The following is a 16,837-nucleotide window of genomic DNA, read 5'->3' as shown; positions in this document are numbered from 1 at the left end:
AACCCCCGCGTTCGAAAAACCGTCAATCCTGCTGTTTCCGCCAGAGCACGACCCCGGTCTGGCGAATCGGGACGAGGTCGCCCCCGCGCCCCTCCCCGCGCATCTGCGCCAGCCTCGCGGCCACCGCGCGGGTGGACTCCAGCTCGCTGCCCATGTCCTCGACAAGCCGACGCAGCCGCGCGAGTTCGTCGCGCAGCTCGTCGTTCACCCGCTGGAGTTCGAGGATCTTGCTGATGCCCGCCAGGTTGACCCCCTCCTCCTGGGAGAGCCGCTGGATCTCGCGCAGCGCCGCGATGTCGCGCGCGGAGTACCTGCGGCCCCGGCCGGAGGCCCGGCCGGGGGAGACGAGCCCCATGCGGTCGTAGGTACGCAGCGTCTGCGGGTGCAGTCCCGACAGCTGCGCCGCGATCGAGATGACATAGACCGGGGTGTCGTCGGGGAACTCCACTTACCCCTCCCTTGCCTGCTGCACCAGGCTCTGGCGCAGGTCGTCGCCGCGGTGGGTCTGGGACAGCTCGGTGAGCGCCCCGCGCTCCTCCTCGGTGAGCTTCTGCGGCACGTTCACCTCGACGGTCGCGAGCAGATCGCCCTTGGTGCCGTCGCGGCGGGTCGCGCCGCGGCCGCGCACCCGGAACGTGCGCCCGTTCGGCGTGCCCTCGGGGATGCGGAGCTTGACGGGCTGGCCGCCATGGACCGGCACCATGATCTCCGCGCCGAGCGCCGCCTCCGGGAACGTGACGGGGACGGTGACGGTGAGGTTGTCGCCGTCGCGGCCGAACACCGAGTGCCCGGACACCTTCAGCTTGACCAGCAGGTCTCCGGCCGGGCCGCCGTTCTCGCCGGGCGCGCCCTTGCCCTTGAGCCGGATCGTCTGGCCGTCCTTCACGCCCGCGGGGATGCGCGCCTGGATCGTGCGGGTGCTGACCGCGCGGCCGCTGCCGTGGCAGGTCGGGCACGGGTCGTCGACGACCATGCCCCGGCCGTGGCAGTGGCTGCACGGCTCGGCGAAGCCGAACCCGCCCATGTTGCGGGTCTCCTGGCCGGTGCCGTCGCAGTACGGGCAGACCCGGGGCAGGGTGCCCGCCTTCGCGCCGGTGCCCCGGCATGTCGCGCAGGGGGCCTCGGAGGACAGGCGGAGCGGGACGGTGATGCCGTTCAGCGCCTCGCTGAACGTCAGGGTCACCTCCGACTCGACGTCCTGGCCGCGGCGCGGCCGGCGCGTCGAGGTGGTGCGGGTCTGGCCGCCGCCCCTGCCGAACAGGCCGCCGAAGAGGTCGCCCAGCCGCTCCCCGGCCCCCGCGCCGCCCGGCGCGTTGCCGAACAGGTCGTTGAGGTCGAAGCCCTGCGGGCCCGCGCCCGCGCCGCCGCCACGGAACGCGCCCCCGTAGGCCCTGACCTCGTCGTACTCCTTGCGGCGCTTGTCGTCGGACAGGACGTCGTAAGCCTCGGAGATCTCCTTGAACCGCTCCTCGGCCTCGGCGTCGCCCTTGTTGGCGTCGGGGTGGTACTTGCGAGCGAGCTTCCGGTAGGACTTCTTGATCTCGTCCTGGGTGGCGGTCTTGGCGACACCGAGGGACTTGTAATAGTCCTTCTCAAGGTAGTCCTTGGTGCTCACCGGCTCCCCTTCGAAATGTGCTTCGGATCTTGCCCCGGGGGCGTGCCGCCGCCCCCGGGGCAGGTGTCAGTTCAGGTCTGCGGTCCGGCCACGACCACACGGGCCGGCCGGACGACTCGCTCGCCGATCCGGTATCCGGGCTGGTAGACCTCCAGCACCGACTCCTCCTCCACGTCCGCGGACGGGACGTGGGTGAGGGCCTCGTGCACGTTCGGGTCGAACGGATCGCCGACCGCCCCGTAACGCTCGAGCCCCAACTTGCCGAGGGTCGTCTCCAGGGACTCCCCCACCGACTTGAACGCGCCGACGAGCTCGTCGTGCTCGCGCGCCTTGTCGACGCTGTCGAGGATCGGCAGCAGATCGGTGAGCACGCCCGCGATGGCCTGCTCCCGGACCGCCACCCTGTCGCGCTCCACCCGCTTGCGGTAGTTCACGTACTCGGCCTGGAGCCGCTGAAGGTCCCTGGTGCGCTCCTCAAGCTGCTCGCGCAGCTCCGCGGAGGACTCATCGACCGCCTCGTCGGCCGGAGCCGCGGACTCCTCCTGCTCGGAAGGGGTCCGCAGCTCGCCCGTCTCAGGATCGATGCGCCGCGAGTCGCGGATCACCGGTTCTTCCTGAGAACTGCTCACTTGGCGTCCTTGTCGTCGTCGATGATCTCGGCGTCCACGACCTCGTCGTCCTGCGCGCTGGAGTCGTCAGCGCCAGGGGCGGCGGCGTCGGCGGCGCCTTCGGACTGCTGCTGGGCGTACAGGGCCGCGCCGAGCTTCTGCGAGGACTGCGCCAGCTTCTCGGCCGAGGACTTGATCAGCTCGGTGTCGGTGCCCTCGAGGTTCTTGCGCACCTCGGCGATGCTGTCGGTGACCTCCTTCTTGAGGTCCTCCGGCAGCTTGTCCTCGTTCTCCTTGACGAACTTCTCCGTCGAGTAGGTGAGGGTCTCCGCCTGGTTGCGGATCTCGGCCTGCTCCTTGATCTTGCGGTCTTCCTCGGCGTACTGCTCGGCCTCGCGCATCATCCGCTCGATGTCGTCCTTCGGCAGCGCGGAGCCGCCGGAGATGACCATCGACTGCTCCTTGCCGGTGCCGAGGTCCTTGGCCGAGACGTTCACGATGCCGTTGGCGTCGATGTCGAACGCGACCTCGATCTGCGGGACGCCGCGCGGCGCGGGCGGCAGGCCGGTGAGCTGGAAGGTGCCGAGCTTCTTGTTGTACGCCGCGATCTCGCGCTCGCCCTGGTAGACCTGGATCTCCACGGACGGCTGGTTGTCGTCGGCCGTGGTGAAGGTCTCCGAGCGCTTGGTCGGGATCGTGGTGTTCCGCTCGATGATCTTGGTGAAGATGCCGCCCTTGGTCTCGATGCCGAGTGACAGCGGGGTGACGTCGAGCAGCAGGACGTCCTTGACCTCGCCCTTCAGGACGCCGGCCTGCAGGGCCGCGCCGACCGCGACGACCTCGTCGGGGTTCACGCCCTTGTTCGGGTCCTTGCCGGCCAGCTCCTTGACCAGCTCGGTCACCGCGGGCATGCGGGTGGAGCCGCCGACCAGGACCACGTGGTCGATCTTGTCGACGGTGATCCCGGCGTCCTTGATGACCTGCTGGAACGGCGCCTTGCAGCGGTCGAGCAGATCCGAGGTGAGTCGCTGGAACTCGGCCCTGGTGAGCTTCTCGTCGAGGTGCAGCGGGCCCTCGGCCGAAGCCGTGATGTAGGGCAGGTTGATCGTGGTCTCCGTGGAGGAGGACAGCTCGATCTTCGCCTTCTCCGCGGCCTCACGCAGGCGCTGGAGCGCCATCTTGTCCTTGGACAGGTCCACGCCGTGGGCGTTCTTGAAGTTGGTGACCAGCCAGTCGACGATCTTGTTGTCCCAGTCGTCGCCGCCCAGGTGGTTGTCGCCGCTGGTGGCCTTGACCTCCACGACGCCGTCGCCGACTTCGAGCAGCGAGACGTCGAAGGTGCCGCCGCCGAGGTCGAAGACCAGGATCGTGGCCTCGCCCTCGCGCTCCAGGTGGTAGGCCAGCGCGGCGGCGGTCGGCTCGTTGATGATGCGCAGGACGTTCAGCCCCGCGATCTGGCCGGCCTCCTTGGTGGACTGCCGCTGGTGGTCGCTGAAGTACGCCGGGACGGTGATCACCGCGTCGGTGACCTTCTCGCCCAGGTACGCCTCGGCGTCGCGCTTCAGCTTCTGCAGCACGAACGCGCTGATCTGCTGCGGGGTGAAGTCCTTGCCGTCGATCCCGACCTTCCAGTCGGTGCCGATCTCCCGCTTCACCGAGCGGATGGTCCGGTCCACGTTGGTGACGGCCTGCCGCTTGGCGACCTCACCGACGAGCACCTCGCCGTTCTTCGCGAAGGCCACGACGGACGGCGTGGTCCGCGACCCCTCCGCGTTTGCGATCACGGTGGGCTCGCCGCCCTCCAGAATCGCGACGACCGAGTTGGTCGTCCCGAGGTCGATACCGACCGCACGTGCCATCGTCCGCTTCCTCCGTCTGTCTCATCGGGGCTCTGACTGATCCCAGAATGCCCCGCGCGTCGGGTGCTGTCAAATGAGTTGAGTCAAGCAAGCTCAACTTAGTTGCTGGAACACCGGTGTGACGCAGCCTATTCCGGGATGTACCCGCTCGTCCGGGAAACGAAGAACGGGCCCGCCATGCCTGTCGGGGGTGCAGGCGGCGGGCCCGTTCGGCCTGGTGGAACGGTCGCGGGGACCGTCCGGAGGCGGGGAGGGGGCTGAGATCGGCTACATGGTCTTGTGCCGGACGATCCAGTTCCACGCCGCCTTGTTGGTGCCCGCGGCGTTCGGCAGCTTGAAGCGGTCGTTGACGATCAGGTCGACGAGCCCGCCCGGGATCAGCCCGCAACCCGACGCGGCGGGCAGCGCGAAGGCCGTGTCGGTCGTCCAGACCTTTGCCAAGAGAAGGCCCTCGCGGACCTCCGGCAGGGCGAGGCCGATGCGCGGCTTGACCGTGATCGGCGCGGAGTTGCTGCCGACGTAGCAGGAGCCCACGAGGAACGGGTGCAGGAAGCGGAACTTCACCCCGAACTCCTTGGGCATGACCGTGCCCGGGACGACCGATCCCGTCGTCTCGATCTTGACCTTCGTGCCCGTGAGGTCCTGGGTGTAGATGGGGGTGCCCAGGAGCGGCGTCTGGATCGTCAGCTCACCGCTGCTGAGCCCGCCGACCTTGGCGACCGCCGTGCCGTCGGCGAGCTTGCCCTGTGCGGTGACGAGCTGGATCGGCTTGTCCACGATGACGCGCACGGAGCCGATGTCGATGGTCCCGTCGATGACCGTCGAGACGAAGCAGGTCCAGTCCGTCGCGCCCGCGGGCTTGACCGGGCAGTTGGCGAAGTCGGCCTCGGACGGGACGTAGCCGTTCTCGGCCGCCGCGGGTGCGGCGGGGACGAGCGCGGCCGCGGCGGCCAGGGCGGCCGCCCCGGTCGCGGCGCGGCGAAGCAGCTTCTTCATGGGGTGCTCCCGGAGGGGGGTGGGGTGTGCGGGGAAGAAGCGTCAGAACTTCTTCTGGCGGACCGCCCAGACGAAGTCCGCGGAGCTGACGCCGGAGGCGGCGGGCAGCCCTAGCAGGTCGTCAGGGTGGCCCAGGAGGGGATAGGTGGAGCAGCCGGTGGACGCCGGAAGGGCGAACTGCTTCTCGTTGCCCCAGATCTTGATGCCCGGGGTCAGCCAGAACAGCCACGGCAGCGACACCGTGCTCTGCGGCTTGAGGACGACCGGCGCGGCGTCCGTGCCGATCGTGCAGTTCGGCCCGAGCAGGCCGCCCGGGCTCCACAGCTGGAAACGCACCTTGAACTCGTGGATGGAGTCGGGCCTGTTGAGCCCCACCCCGACGAGCCTTCCCTCGATCTCCGGGAGCGTCGAGAGGATCACGTTCGTGCCCGGGATGACCGTCACGACCTTGAAGTTCTGCGGCTGGGTGATGCCGCCCCAAGCCGTCACCTTGGCGCCGTTCGCCGCCTTGCCCTCGGCGGCGGTGACGCGCAGCGGCTTGTCGAGGAGTATGCGGACGTGCCTGTTGGTCCCGAGGGTGAAGCCGCCCTCGAGGGCGATCGAGACGTAGCAGTTCCACTCCGTCACGCCCGCCGGCTTGGCGGGGCAGTCGGCGAAGTCGACGGGGGAGGGTACATAGGACTGCTCGGCGGCGTTGGCGGGAGCCGCAAGGCCGAGCGCGAGGGCGAGGGCGCCAAGGACGACCCCGGTACGGCGGAATCTCATCGCAGCGTCCTTAGAGGGTCTTGTGACGGATGGCCCACGTGACGTCGAAGTGGTTGCTCGTGGCGTTCGCCGCCCCGATCAGCACGTTCGGGAGTTGGCTTTCGCAGCCGGTGGCCCAGTCGATGGCGAAGACGTCGTCATATGCCTTGGCCTGGGTGAGGAGCTTGCCGTCCACGAGCCACGGCAGCGTCCACTGGACGCGCGGGGAGATGACGACGGGGGCGGCGTTCGACCCGATGTAGCAGTTCGGGCCCAGTCCGTCGCCGATGAGCCTGGCCTTGAGGCCGACCTTGGACGGCAGCAGGACGCCCGGCGAGACCTGCCCGGTGGCCTCGATCTTGACCTGCCAGCCCGTGGGGTCGGGAATCTCCAGCGGCGTTCCGAGGATGCCCGTCACGAAGGGCATAGGGTCGCCCTTCAAGGAGCCGAGCACGGCGACCTTCGCGCCGTTCACGGTGCCCTGGCCGATGGTGAGCCGGTACGGGGAGGTGATCCGCACCTTCATGTTCTTCAGGCGGAACTGGCCGTCGAGCGCCGTCATGACGAAGCACGTCCAGCCGGACGCGCCCGCGGGCTTCGCGGGGCAGTCGGCGAAGTCGGCTTCGGAGGGGGTGTAGGGGTTGGCGGCCTGCGCGGGGGTGGCGGCCATTCCGAGACTCAGGGCCACCGCGGCGAATCCTGAGGCGATGACGCGACGCATGAACACGGCTCCTTGGGGGGTGGGATAGCCGGGTGAGGCTGCTTCGCCTCGGCGTGCTCCTGGGGATGGGGGCGTCGCTGAGACTAACCTCACAAATCGCCCATTCCAAGGTCTGTTGTGTCACGAACGGGAAACGCGGGGTACCTCGTACCTTGAGCGGTCCACTACGGTGCGAGCGCACGGCCCTGGCTTGATAAGTTACTGGTCGGTACAATTTGGGACCCCGCGTGAGATCAAGCTGGCGGCGAGCCCTACGCTTCAGCCAATGGCCGTACCCCAGGAGGACGGAACAGTGTTCCTGATCACATTGATCATCGGGCTCGCCGGAACGGCGGTCGCACTAGCGCTCGCCGGGAAGCGCGTGCTCTTCCTCGTCAAACTGTTCAGAAGCGGACAGCCCGCTCCGGACAGGGTGGCGAGCGTCAAGCGCGACCCGAAGGGCGACGTCGAAGGACAGGTCACCGAGGTCCTCGGGCAGAAGAAGCTGCTCAAGTGGACGGTCGCGGGACTCGCCCACTTCTTCGTCATGTGGGCGTTCTTCCTGCTCGCCACCGTGTACCTGGAAGCCGGCGTCGCGCTCCTGTTCGGGCTCGAGACCCACATCCCGTTCGTCCAGACGTGGGGACCGATCGGGTTCATCCAGGACTTCATCGCCGTGATGTGCGCCCTGGGCCTGCTCACCTTCGCGATCATCAGGTTCAAGAACGCGCCGAAGACCAAGGGCCGCAAGTCCCGCTTCTTCGGCTCGCACCTGGGCGGCGCATGGCTGATCCTGTTCATGATCTTCAACGTGATCTGGACGATGTTCTTCTTCCGCGGCACCCTCGCCGCGCTGGAGACCGTCACCGGCCAGCACTACTTCCCGTTCGGCAAGGCGGCCTTTGGCTCCTACCTCACCGGGCTCCTCCTCGACGGCTTCTCTGAGACCACCCTCAAGGTCCTGGCTTCCGTCGGCCTCCTGGCGCACATCGGCGTCGCGCTCGTGTTTCTCGTCATCGTGGTGAACTCCAAGCACCTGCACATCTTCATCGCGCCGCTGAACGTCCTGTACAAGCGCCGCCCGAACGGCCTCGGCGCGGCGATGCCCGTCACCAAGCCCGACGGCACCCCGCTGGACTTCGAAGAGGCCGACCCCGACGAGGACCTCTTCGGCCGCTCCAAGATCGAGGACTTCACCTGGAAGGGCTTCCTCGACTTCGCGACCTGCACCGAGTGCGGCCGCTGCCAGTCCCAGTGCCCCGCCTGGAACACCGAGAAGCCGCTGTCGCCCAAGCTCCTCATCCTCGAGCTGCGCGACCACGCCTTCCACAAGGCGCCCTACATGCTCGCCACCGACGAGCAGAAGGCAGCCTTCACCGACGAGCAGAAGCTCGCCATGGAGGTCGACAAGCCGCTCGTCGGCGAAGACGGCGTCATCCACCCCGACGTCCTGTGGTCCTGCACCAACTGCGGCGCGTGCGTCGAACAGTGCCCCGTCGACATCGAGCACATCGACCACATCCTCGACATGCGCCGCTACCAGGCGATGATCGAGTCGTCCTTCCCGTCCGAGGCCGGCGTCATGCTGCGCAACCTCGAGAACAAGGGCAACCCGTGGGGCATGGGCGAGATGAAGCGCCTCGAGTGGATCGAGGAGCTCGACTTCGAGGTCGAGGTCATCGACGAGAAGATCCCCGAGGACGCCGAGTACCTGTTCTGGGTCGGCTGCGCCGGGGCCCTCGAGGACCGCGCGAAGAAGACCACCAAGGCCGTCGCGGAACTCCTGCACACCGCGGGCGTCAAGTTCGCCGTCCTCGGCCCGATGGAGGCGTGCACCGGTGACCCGGCCCGTCGTCTGGGCATGGAGTACCTGTTCCAGGGCATGGCGCAGCAGAACGTCGAGACGCTGAACGACGCGGGCGTCAAGAAGATCGTCGCGACCTGCCCGCACTGCTTCAACACCCTCGCCAACGAGTACCCGCAGGTCGGCGGCCACTACGAGGTCGTCCACCACACGCAGCTGCTCGCCGACCTCGTCGACAACGGCAAGCTCGTCCCGGTCACCGCGATCGAGGAGAACATCACCTACCACGACCCGTGCTTCCTGGGCCGTCACAACAAGGTGTACAAGCAGCCGCGCGACATCATGGCGAAGGTCCCCGGCGTCAAGACGCAGGAGATGCACCGCTGCAAGGACAAGGGCTTCTGCTGCGGCGCCGGCGGCGCGCGCATGTGGATGGAGGAGCGCATCGGCAAGCGCATCAACACCGAGCGCGTCGACGAGGCCCTGGAGACCAACCCGGACACCGTGTCCACCGCCTGCCCGTTCTGCCTCGTGATGCTCGGCGACGCCATCAACGAGAAGAAGAGCTCCGGCGAGGCCAAGGAGTCCCTGGAGGTCGTGGACGTGGCCCAGCTGCTCCTGAAGTCCATCAAGGGGGAGCCGGCCGTCACCGCTGCCGCGGAGTGACGCCGTCAGCCTGACCGTCTGAACGCCCGTTCCCTTCCCGGGGGCGGGCGTTCTTCGGTTTGGTCGTGTACCGCCTCGCTGCGGGCGTGCGGTGTTTCCATTGTCCGGCGAAGGGGCGCTTCGCCTTTCGCGGCATGACCTGGGGTTTCCGGGGGCCGGGTACGCGAAAAGGGGAGCCCGGAGGCTCCCCTTTTCTGTCGATCTGGGACTAGTCCTTGATCTCGGTGCGGTGGAAGTTCAGGAAGGACCGCGACGGCGTCGGCCCGCGCTGCCCCTGGTACCGGGAGCCGTACTGCTGCGACCCGTACGGGTGCTCCACCGGCGACGACGTCCGGAACAGGCACATCTGCCCGATCTTCATCCCGGGCCACAGCTTGATCGGCAGGGTCGCGACGTTCGACAGCTCCAACGTCACATGCCCGGAGAACCCGGGGTCGATCCACCCGGCCGTCGCGTGCGTCAGCAGCCCGAGCCGTCCCAGCGAGCTCTTGCCCTCGAGCCGCGCCGCCACATCGTCGGCGAGCGAGAACACCTCATACGTGGACGCCAGCACGAACTCGCCCGGGTGCAGGATGAACGCCTCGTCCCCCTCCACCTCCACAAGCCGCGTCAGATCGCTCTGCTCCTCGGCGGGGTCGATGTGCGGATACCTGTGGTTCTCGAACACCCGAAAGTACCGGTCAAGCCGCACATCGACCGAGCACGGCTGCACCATCCCCGGATCGAACGGCTCGATCCCCACCCGCCCGGCTTCCACCAGACCCCGAATATCCCGATCAGAGAGCAACACCCGCCCAACGCTACCGCCCCCCACACCCCTCCCACACACCCCCCGATCCTTGCTAAGCTGTCCCCCGGCGGCCCCCACACCGCCAAGCGGATGTAGTTCAATGGCAGAACTCCAGCTTCCCAAGCTGACCACGCGGGTTCGATTCCCGTCATCCGCTCCACAAACCCCAGCTCATCCCCCTGAGCCGGGGTTTTTTTTTCACCCCAGCTTCCTCGACCGAGTGAGCTCCATCCTCACCACAGAACGCCCTCAGCCAGACCATCGCTGGTGAGTTGGGGACCGCCGACTGCTCTTCAACCCTTCAGGCCAACGTGAGTCCCACGCGGCGTCGCTGAAGATTGATCTCACGGAGACAGACCCGGAGTTGCCGGCCGCAGACCGGCAGGCGCCTCTCATGGAAGTCAGCCAGGGGAACGAGACCCTCGATGCCCTCGGCCACCTCAACGAAAGCCCCGATCGGGACCACCTTCGTCACCGGACCAGTGAGCACTTTGCCCAACAGAGTACGGGCCACCTCTACCAGCGGGTCATCCTGCAACGCCTTCAACGACAAAGACAGCTGCCCGCGCTCAAGATCCGCATGGAGGACCATCACCAAGACTTCCTGGCCCTCGCAGACGACCTCGCTGGTCGCATCGATCCGTTGCCAAGACAGCTCCGGCACCCTCACCAGCCCGCGCACACCACCGACATCCACGAAGACCCCGAAGGGCTCGACAGAACTCACCACACCCAGGCAGACCTGCCCCGCCTCGAAATCGCCCAGACCTACCGCATCGTCCATGATCAGCCGAGACTATGCCTCCTCCTGGTAGCTGGTAAGACATCAGATCGGCGAGTGCTGCTGGAGATTGTGTTGTACCGCTGGAGTTCGGATCCAACCTGGGCGTCAGCCGCCATACACGCACGATGATCGACGGGCTTCCCGATCTGGCCGGATTCTCGCCGAGACCGACTGGGTGGACTTGGCGTCGTGATCGGAGCTGAGCGCGGTCATGTGCCGGTCCTCCTGAATGATCTCCTTACCGGCAGTCCTGAAGCCCGCCGCGACACCGACACCCGCCGCTCCATCGACGAAGCCTTCGATGCCCTGACCGACACAGCCCCCACGACGAGTGAAGCTACTGGATGACCCCGGCCCACGCCCACGGCCAAGCCGGCTACTGCCACCTACGCACCGGCGACCACACCCGCGCCCGCCACCACCTGCGCCAATCCCTCCAGGGCCTCGATTACTCCCGAGAAGACGCCCTCCGCAACACCCTCCTGGCCACCACCTACATCCGCCAGCCCCACCCCGACCTGGAGAAGGCCCTCTCCCACGCGAACCAGTCCCTCACCCTGCTCCAGGGCCAGGTCGATTCGGCCCGCTGCCGAGGCCACCTATCCCAGCTGACCACCGCCCTCACCCCGTACCGCGCATCCCAACCCGTAGCGAACTTCCTCGACCGGACCAGCTCCGTCCTCACTTCGGAACACCCTCGGCCAGCGCATCGATGACGTACGAGGGCGTGGAGGATCGACCGCTCGCACATGTAGATCGTCCTTGGCCGCCCTTATCGAGCATCGTCCCGGCGGGAAGTCGAGCTGACGGGCTTAAGGCCGACCGACCTTGCGGATTCGTGCCTGTTGTCCAACGCTTTCCGGGCTTACACGCTCGGCTAGGCATTCACGATGCGCGATGACCGTAGTGGCACCGGCACCGTCGTTACTGCGGATGTCCAAGACGAGGCCGTCGCCTCCCGGACTCAAGATCGTGGGCCTCAAGCAGAAGTCGCACATCGCGCGGAAGGCTTGGAGGTCCTCCGGCCGGATACTCAACCGGACCCAGGCCGGCGCATGCTCTCGGCTGATTCTCATGACCACGGTGTCGATCGCCGATCCGACGGGATACAACTCCGGCCACTGCTCATGGTTGGGCGGAGGGGCGCCCTGCTGGAACAGGTCGATAGAAGAGCCAAGGTGCTCATATCCCTCGATCGACGTCATGAGTCCCCACGGCTCGTGGCTGAGAACCTTCGCCTGGACGCGCTGCCCCGGGAGAAGTGCAAGACTCTCAACCTCAAAACGTTGCATAGTGGCCATTCTTGCAATGACCGCTCGAACGAGTGCCCACTCTCAGTGGCTCATCCCTGAACGTTCCTGGGCTATTTGATCTAGGCGGGTGGGCGCGGCAGCCTTGTCTCAGGCTCGTTGTGGGAGGCGGTCGTGGCACGAAGACCCGAGGTGTTCGTGCGGGCGTTGTCGATGGAGGAGGGCCGCCGGTTGCAGCGGACCACCCGGTCGGCGAAGGACCCGGTGAAGCTGAGGCGCGCGATCGTCGTCCTGAGGTTCGCATGGGTAGGGCATGGATCTGCCCGAGACGCCGGACTGACAAGATGATTGGCGATCTTGCTGAGGCCGGGCGGATTCTCGCGGAGACCGACTGGAGCGGACTGGAGGTCTTGTTCAGTTCTGAACAGGGTTGCCCCCCTGTGCCGGTCCTCCTCAAGGATCTCCTTACCGGATCACCTGATGTCCGCGCCCGAGCGCTGCGCGACCTTGATCAAGCGGTGCATCACCAGAACACCGTGGTCGACTCGACTACTCCCGCTGTCCTGTACGTGACAGCGATTCTCCGTGACCCGCAGACCGACGGGGTGCGGCTTCTCGGCACTGCGGCAGGTACAGGCAGCCCTCTTCGGCTACTTCGCTCTGCCCTGTTGGAGTGGCTCCGGACTGTCTTCGAGGACGTCGACGACGAAACCGAACGACTCAGCCTCTCCTTCGGGGTGTCTCTGCGAGAAAGGCCCGCCTTTCAGCGTCCCCGTGCTGTCCGCCCGTTGGTGTTCCGCGCGCTGGCCCCTCTATGGGTCGATCCCGAACCCCTCGTCCGAGAGGCAGCCATCGCCGCAGCCGTTCCGCTCCTCGATGACCCTGAACTGGCCGCACATTGCTCCACACACATCTGGCTGGCGCGCGGTGCCGGAGGAAGAGCCTGAAAGCCTGGGAGCTCTGATATCCGAGAGCGGTCGGCACCTGGTGATGCGACACTCCCTGGATGGGCGCAGATCCGGATGAATTGGACTATCTGCGAGGCATCGAGCTGCTCGCGCGGGAACTCGTCACCCGAGCAGGCGAAGAAGGCCGGCTCAGCCACGGGCCTGAACCTGACGACGCCACACCACTCCAGCGCACCATCAACAAGATCGCCAGCTCGGTGAGGCACTACCACTTCGAAGGAGACGGTTGTCTCGAAGACAGACCCGGCATCGGTTTGGGAGGAGCCGCGCTGATCACACCCGGATCGCTACTCGGACCTGCGGGAACCTACGAGCGCCTCTGTCGGCTTCTGGGAGTCGCACCCAGGGCCGAAGGGTGGGCGCTCTGGCATACCTGGGACAACAAACAACGCGCCCACACCCTCGTCACGACCCGGCTCGCCACTACCGAAGGTCTTCTGGAGAACTGGTCGCGCGGCATCAGCAGTTACCCGGCAGCACCCGAACGCGCGCATATCGCCGCGGTGGTCCGCGGTTGGCGCGGCCCGATCATCCTCTCGCCCGACCACGCACGCGACCTTGACCTCGGCGGAACCTGACCTACCCGCCAACGCCCGCCAGACGGGGTGAGATCGGGTGGCGGAACATCCAGCCAAGATCGCCTAATGAAGCCTGATAACTACGTGGATCCGGGCCGAGACATTCGCCCTGCATAGCGTGGTACTCGACAAGAACGGTGCCTCGTCGTGAGCTTACGGATGGTGAAGGGGCGGGGCTGCCGGGTGTACAGCCCCGCCGCCGATTACGCGAGGCGGAGGTTCGGAGTGTTGTTGAGGTGCTGGTCCAGGACTTGTTGGGCGATGGCTGCTTGGAGCTGGGTGACCTTCTCGTTGGCGGCTTCGAGTTGGGCTTGAAGGTCGGGATCGGCTGAGTCGGGGGTGGTCGGGGACTTGGGTACGCGGATCTTGTTGAGGGCGTCTAGGGCGGTGGCGTCTGCGGTGGGGAGGGTGTGGAGGTAGCGCTCGGTGGTGGAGATCTTGGCGTGGCCTAGGCGTTGTTTGACGACCTGGAGGTCGGCGCCGCCGGCTAGGAGCCAGGAGGCGTGGGCGTGGCGGAGGTCGTGGAATTTGGGTTTGTGGGTGAGGCGGGCGGCTTGGCGGGGGTCCAGGTCTTGCTGCGGAAGGTGGAGGCGGGGATGTGGGGGTCGGGGTCGGTGGGGCCGGGGTTGCGGGGGTGTCCTTGCCTTCGGCTCGGCGTTTGGCTCGGTAGGCGGTTACGGCTGCTCGGCAGTGGGGGCAGCTGCATTTGCCCAGGCCGTACGCGGTGGTGGTGCTGTGGCGGTAACTGCGGTCCCGGGAGTGTCAGCCTGGCCCACAAGGAAGAACGTGGACCATTGCGTGGCGCCGTAGGGAATGACGGCCACTTCGTCGACGAGGCGGATAGGCGGCAAGGTTGACGTCGGCGATGTCGGTCTGGAGAGGGTTTCGGGTCGTGTGGTGGCCGTGTGAAAGGACCGCCGGTGGTGGCTGCGGCGATGTCCGAGCGGACTTGTGGGCTGCTGCTCCACTGGAACCGGTGGGCGGCCTGCATGACGGGCTTGGGATGCTGCGCGGCACCACGACCTCGCGCTCCTGTGGGGTTCACGCGGCTCGCGGAGAGGCGGACGGATTGGAGGGGAGTGCCGGATCGGACCGCTCCGGGGCAAGCCTGCCGGAGAACCAGACCTGCTGCCCGTTCTTCGTGATGTCGCCCGGCAGGCCGATCTTGCATTCGGTCACCTTGGAGGGTTCCGCTCGCTGTGGCGCCTGCCGACCAGAACTCCGGCTTCGTCGGGGCGCGCGAAGAACTCCTCGGGCCTGGCTTGCAGTGACCGACCAGGAAGGCACCGGGCTGCCGGTGCGGCCGAGGGTTAAGGACGCCTCGCCTAGTTCGCGCTCTCGGCTTTGGCGAGCAGGGAACGCGCCTTCTCCAGCCTGGCCGACAGTTTCGACTCCCGCCAGTCGACGAGTTTCTGGTACCGCTCGAGGACGGCGACTTCTGCCGCGTAGTCCTTGCGCTTGCGATGGATGGTGGCGACCCGCTTGTAGTAGCCGGGCGCGACCCGGTGGCCGGGAGGAAGGTCCGGGGTCTGCTCGATAGCCGAAACCATCTCGACCGCATTAAGGATCTTCCCGAGTAGAACGAGGCTTTCGTCGTCTCGCTTCTCCGTACGCATCTCGTTGAGGACGGGAACCCATTCGGTGTAGTGGCGGCCGTCGACCTCGCCGGCGCGCTCTGCGGCTGCTCTGCTGGCGTCCATGCCGCGACACTAGGACCCGGAACTGCGAGGAGTCCCTCGGAACCAGAGCATCGTGGCCAGGCTGTGAGATACCTGACTGGCGTGGACTGGGCACCGTGATCGGTGTTGAGTGCGGCTGTGCTCCGGTGCCGGTCCCCCTGAACGATCTGCTTACCGGACTCCTGAAGCCCGCGCCCGAGCGCTGCGAGACCTTGACCAGGCGGTACGTCACCAGACACCGTGGTCACGTCGACAGCTCCTGCCGCAGGACGGTCTTCGAGGACCTATTGGGCGACGATTGCTTGGAGTAGGGCGACCTTTTCGTTGGCGCCGTCCAGTTGGGATCTAGGTCTGGGGTGGGGTCTTTTGGGTTGGTTAGGGGAGTTGTTGGGCTAGGGCGAGGATTGTGGTGGAGGGGCCTCGGAGGTAGCAGAGGCGGTAGGAGGATTGGTAGGTGGCTACTTCGCCTAGGAGTTGGGCGCCGTGGGGGCGGAGGCGGGCGAGGGTGGCGTCGATGTCGTCTACGGCGAACATGATGCGGTGGAGGCCGAGGGTGTTGGGGGGTGGGGGAGTGGAGGTGGGGATCGGGGGTGGGGTCAGGTATTCGGTGAGTTCTAGTTTGCTGTGGTTGTCGGGGGTGCGGAGGACGGCTATTTCGCTTTGGATGTTCGGGAGGCCGACGGTTTGGTCGGCCCAGGGGCCCTCGATGTGGGCGCGGCCTTCGAGTTCCAGGCCCAGGGCGGAGAAGAACGCGATGGCCGCGTCCAGGTCTTCTACGACGATGGCGACGTTGTCCATCCGCTGAACGGTCATGGGGCGAGCGTAGGGAGTGGGGCTGACAGTCCGGCGGCGCGACGGGTTCGTCAGGAATGGGTGGTTCGTTGGTTCAGGGGTGGGTGGGGGTGAGTTTGCGGGTCGTGGTGATCCAGAGGGAGATGAGGGCCATGGGGGCGAGGGAGAGCGCCATGGGCCAGGTGGGGCCGAGGTCCGCGCCGGTGTCGAGGAGCTCGCCGAGGATGAAGAACAGGACCATGTTGTTGCCCGCGTGGGCCAGTCCTGAGGTCCAGATGGAGCCGCTGCGGGTGTAGAGCCAGGTGAGGATGACCTCCTGGAGCTGGAAGGAGATCGTCCAGATAAGGAGGCCGACAAGGAGATCGGGGAATTCGACGTAGCCGATGAAGGCGAGCGGGAAATGCCAGACCGCCCAGATGAGGCCGGTCGCGATGGTGGAGGGAAGCGGGCGGCCGCCGTAAAGGCGCGGGCGGAGATAGCCGGTCCAGCCGAATTCCTCACCCAGGTAGAGCGGGGTGAGGACGAGGGCGACGAGCATCAGGGCACCGAGGGAAAGCAGTTCCTTGGAGCCGGGGAGAAAGCCGCCGGGGCCGGAGAGGTCCGGATGCCACAGGCCCACCAGGGCCGCGAGCGCCAGGGTGGCGACGGCGACGCCGGCCGGGCCGATCCACGCGGCGAGGTAGTAGGGCCAGGAGCGGCGCAGGTTGAGGCGGAGTCCCGCGTCGCGGTAGCCCTCCCGCGTCACAAGACTGCGGACGACGACCGCGGCCAGCGCGGGCATGCACGCGGCGGGCAGTTGCAGCAGGGGATTGAGCGGGGAAAGGCCGAGGACGGCCGTGGCGAAGAACAGCCATATCCAAGTCCCGCCGAAGGAGATGGCGAGGAAGACGACTATTCCCTTGGTGCGCGATCTCTTTTCCATGTTCTGTTCTCGACCCATCTGATGCGTCATGGTGGACGCCTTTCTGAAGAGGAGACATAACCGTCGCATCAAACGGGAAATG

General features: G+C 66.9%; 18 protein-coding genes and 1 tRNA gene. 5 read left to right on the top strand and 14 right to left on the bottom strand.

The annotated features are described in order from the left end of the window. Window positions 1–22: 22 nt before the first annotated feature. From R9X44_RS19360 to R9X44_RS19330, 7 genes are all read right to left on the bottom strand, one after another. Window positions 23–448, bottom strand: coding sequence for a heat shock protein transcriptional repressor HspR (locus R9X44_RS19360; protein WP_319815601.1), 426 nt, complete (start codon window positions 446–448; stop codon window positions 23–25). Beyond that, complete coding sequence (dnaJ, locus tag R9X44_RS19355) at window positions 449–1,615, bottom strand: molecular chaperone DnaJ (RefSeq protein WP_319815600.1); 1,167 nt, start codon at window positions 1,613–1,615, stop codon at window positions 449–451. A 71-nt stretch (window positions 1,616–1,686) separates the two neighbouring features. Continuing rightward, a complete protein-coding gene (gene grpE / locus R9X44_RS19350; protein WP_319815599.1) occupies window positions 1,687–2,244 on the bottom strand; it encodes a nucleotide exchange factor GrpE in 558 nt (185 codons plus the stop codon). Further along, on the bottom strand, window positions 2,241–4,082 hold the full coding sequence (dnaK, locus tag R9X44_RS19345) for a molecular chaperone DnaK (RefSeq protein ID WP_319815598.1): 1,842 nt from the start codon (window positions 4,080–4,082) through the stop codon (window positions 2,241–2,243). Before dnaK ends, grpE begins: the two co-directional genes overlap by 4 nt. Window positions 4,083–4,349: 267 nt before the next feature. Continuing rightward, complete coding sequence (locus tag R9X44_RS19340; RefSeq protein ID WP_319815597.1) at window positions 4,350–5,078, bottom strand: hypothetical protein; 729 nt, start codon at window positions 5,076–5,078, stop codon at window positions 4,350–4,352. A gap of 42 nt (window positions 5,079–5,120) precedes the next feature. Continuing rightward, window positions 5,121–5,843, bottom strand: coding sequence for a hypothetical protein (locus R9X44_RS19335; protein ID WP_319815596.1), 723 nt, complete (start codon window positions 5,841–5,843; stop codon window positions 5,121–5,123). 10 nt (window positions 5,844–5,853) lie between these two features. Next, on the bottom strand, window positions 5,854–6,543 hold the full coding sequence (locus tag R9X44_RS19330) for a hypothetical protein (RefSeq protein ID WP_319815595.1): 690 nt from the start codon (window positions 6,541–6,543) through the stop codon (window positions 5,854–5,856). 292 nt (window positions 6,544–6,835) lie between these two features. On the opposite strand from R9X44_RS19330, the gene R9X44_RS19325 reads away from it, so the two are divergent. Next, window positions 6,836–8,992 (top strand): 4Fe-4S dicluster domain-containing protein, encoded by a 2,157-nt coding sequence (locus R9X44_RS19325; RefSeq protein ID WP_319815594.1) that lies wholly within the window; start codon window positions 6,836–6,838, stop codon window positions 8,990–8,992. Between the two features lie 208 nt (window positions 8,993–9,200). Here the strand turns inward: R9X44_RS19325 and dcd are convergent, their stop codons facing one another. After that, window positions 9,201–9,782 carry a dCTP deaminase gene (gene dcd, locus R9X44_RS19320; protein ID WP_319815593.1) on the bottom strand — a complete coding sequence of 194 codons (582 nt, stop codon included), beginning with the start codon at window positions 9,780–9,782 and terminating at the stop codon, window positions 9,201–9,203. An 86-nt stretch (window positions 9,783–9,868) separates the two neighbouring features. Here dcd and R9X44_RS19315 point away from each other — a divergent pair. Next, window positions 9,869–9,942: transfer RNA gene (locus tag R9X44_RS19315), tRNA-Gly, on the top strand. A 141-nt stretch (window positions 9,943–10,083) separates the two neighbouring features. Here the strand turns inward: R9X44_RS19315 and R9X44_RS19310 are convergent. Next, window positions 10,084–10,566, bottom strand: a complete 483-nt coding sequence (locus R9X44_RS19310) for a S1 RNA-binding domain-containing protein (RefSeq protein ID WP_319815592.1) — start codon at window positions 10,564–10,566, stop codon at window positions 10,084–10,086. Between the two features lie 344 nt (window positions 10,567–10,910). On the opposite strand from R9X44_RS19310, the gene R9X44_RS19305 reads away from it, so the two are divergent. Then, a complete protein-coding gene (locus tag R9X44_RS19305; protein WP_319815591.1) occupies window positions 10,911–11,282 on the top strand; it encodes a hypothetical protein in 372 nt (123 codons plus the stop codon). Window positions 11,283–11,378: 96 nt separating this feature from the next. On the opposite strand, the gene R9X44_RS19300 is transcribed toward R9X44_RS19305, so the two are convergent. Further along, window positions 11,379–11,771, bottom strand: a complete 393-nt coding sequence (locus R9X44_RS19300; RefSeq protein ID WP_319815590.1) for a hypothetical protein — start codon at window positions 11,769–11,771, stop codon at window positions 11,379–11,381. A 389-nt stretch (window positions 11,772–12,160) separates the two neighbouring features. Between R9X44_RS19300 and R9X44_RS19295 the strand changes: the two genes are divergently transcribed. Both R9X44_RS19295 and R9X44_RS19290 read left to right on the top strand, forming a co-directional pair. Next, window positions 12,161–12,763 (top strand): hypothetical protein, encoded by a 603-nt coding sequence (locus R9X44_RS19295; protein WP_319815589.1) that lies wholly within the window; start codon window positions 12,161–12,163, stop codon window positions 12,761–12,763. Between the two features lie 59 nt (window positions 12,764–12,822). Continuing rightward, window positions 12,823–13,362, top strand: a complete 540-nt coding sequence (locus tag R9X44_RS19290) for a hypothetical protein (protein ID WP_319815588.1) — start codon at window positions 12,823–12,825, stop codon at window positions 13,360–13,362. Window positions 13,363–13,565: 203 nt separating this feature from the next. Here the strand turns inward: R9X44_RS19290 and R9X44_RS35780 are convergent, their stop codons facing one another. From R9X44_RS35780 to R9X44_RS19275, 4 genes are all read right to left on the bottom strand, one after another. Further along, on the bottom strand, window positions 13,566–13,931 hold the full coding sequence (locus R9X44_RS35780) for a tyrosine-type recombinase/integrase (RefSeq protein WP_413774964.1): 366 nt from the start codon (window positions 13,929–13,931) through the stop codon (window positions 13,566–13,568). Window positions 13,932–14,687: 756 nt separating this feature from the next. Then, window positions 14,688–15,062, bottom strand: coding sequence for a hypothetical protein (locus tag R9X44_RS19285; protein ID WP_319815587.1), 375 nt, complete (start codon window positions 15,060–15,062; stop codon window positions 14,688–14,690). A 354-nt stretch (window positions 15,063–15,416) separates the two neighbouring features. After that, window positions 15,417–15,854, bottom strand: a complete 438-nt coding sequence (locus R9X44_RS19280) for a VOC family protein (protein WP_319815586.1) — start codon at window positions 15,852–15,854, stop codon at window positions 15,417–15,419. Window positions 15,855–15,927: 73 nt separating this feature from the next. Beyond that, window positions 15,928–16,755 carry a CPBP family intramembrane glutamic endopeptidase gene (locus tag R9X44_RS19275; RefSeq protein ID WP_319815585.1) on the bottom strand — a complete coding sequence of 276 codons (828 nt, stop codon included), beginning with the start codon at window positions 16,753–16,755 and terminating at the stop codon, window positions 15,928–15,930. Between the last annotated feature and the right edge of the window lie 82 nt (window positions 16,756–16,837).

It is taken from the genome of Actinocorallia sp. A-T 12471, assembly GCF_033875155.1.
Taxonomy (GTDB): Bacteria; Actinomycetota; Actinomycetes; order Streptosporangiales; family Streptosporangiaceae; genus Actinocorallia.
Note: the sequence above shows the minus strand (reverse complement) of the source record. Positions and strands in the feature narration are given on the sequence as shown.

What these genes read in the sequence shown, in the direction of transcription:
- dnaK (WP_319815598.1), bottom strand. Translation starts at nt 4,082, where the DNA reads ATGGCACGTGCGGTCGGTATCGACCTCGGGACGACCAACTCGGTCGTC.
- R9X44_RS19340 (WP_319815597.1), bottom strand. Translation starts at nt 5,078, where the DNA reads ATGAAGAAGCTGCTTCGCCGCGCCGCGACCGGGGCGGCCGCCCTGGCC.
- R9X44_RS19335 (WP_319815596.1), bottom strand. Translation starts at nt 5,843, where the DNA reads ATGAGATTCCGCCGTACCGGGGTCGTCCTTGGCGCCCTCGCCCTCGCG.
- R9X44_RS19330 (WP_319815595.1), bottom strand. Translation starts at nt 6,543, where the DNA reads ATGCGTCGCGTCATCGCCTCAGGATTCGCCGCGGTGGCCCTGAGTCTC.
- R9X44_RS19310 (WP_319815592.1), bottom strand. Translation starts at nt 10,566, where the DNA reads ATGGACGATGCGGTAGGTCTGGGCGATTTCGAGGCGGGGCAGGTCTGC.
- R9X44_RS19305 (WP_319815591.1), top strand. Translation starts at nt 10,911, where the DNA reads ATGACCCCGGCCCACGCCCACGGCCAAGCCGGCTACTGCCACCTACGC.
- R9X44_RS19300 (WP_319815590.1), bottom strand. Translation starts at nt 11,771, where the DNA reads ATGACGTCGATCGAGGGATATGAGCACCTTGGCTCTTCTATCGACCTG.
- R9X44_RS19295 (WP_319815589.1), top strand. Translation starts at nt 12,161, where the DNA reads ATGATTGGCGATCTTGCTGAGGCCGGGCGGATTCTCGCGGAGACCGAC.
- R9X44_RS19290 (WP_319815588.1), top strand. Translation starts at nt 12,823, where the DNA reads ATGGGCGCAGATCCGGATGAATTGGACTATCTGCGAGGCATCGAGCTG.
- R9X44_RS19285 (WP_319815587.1), bottom strand. Translation starts at nt 15,062, where the DNA reads ATGGACGCCAGCAGAGCAGCCGCAGAGCGCGCCGGCGAGGTCGACGGC.
- R9X44_RS19280 (WP_319815586.1), bottom strand. Translation starts at nt 15,854, where the DNA reads ATGACCGTTCAGCGGATGGACAACGTCGCCATCGTCGTAGAAGACCTG.
- R9X44_RS19275 (WP_319815585.1), bottom strand. Translation starts at nt 16,755, where the DNA reads ATGGAAAAGAGATCGCGCACCAAGGGAATAGTCGTCTTCCTCGCCATC.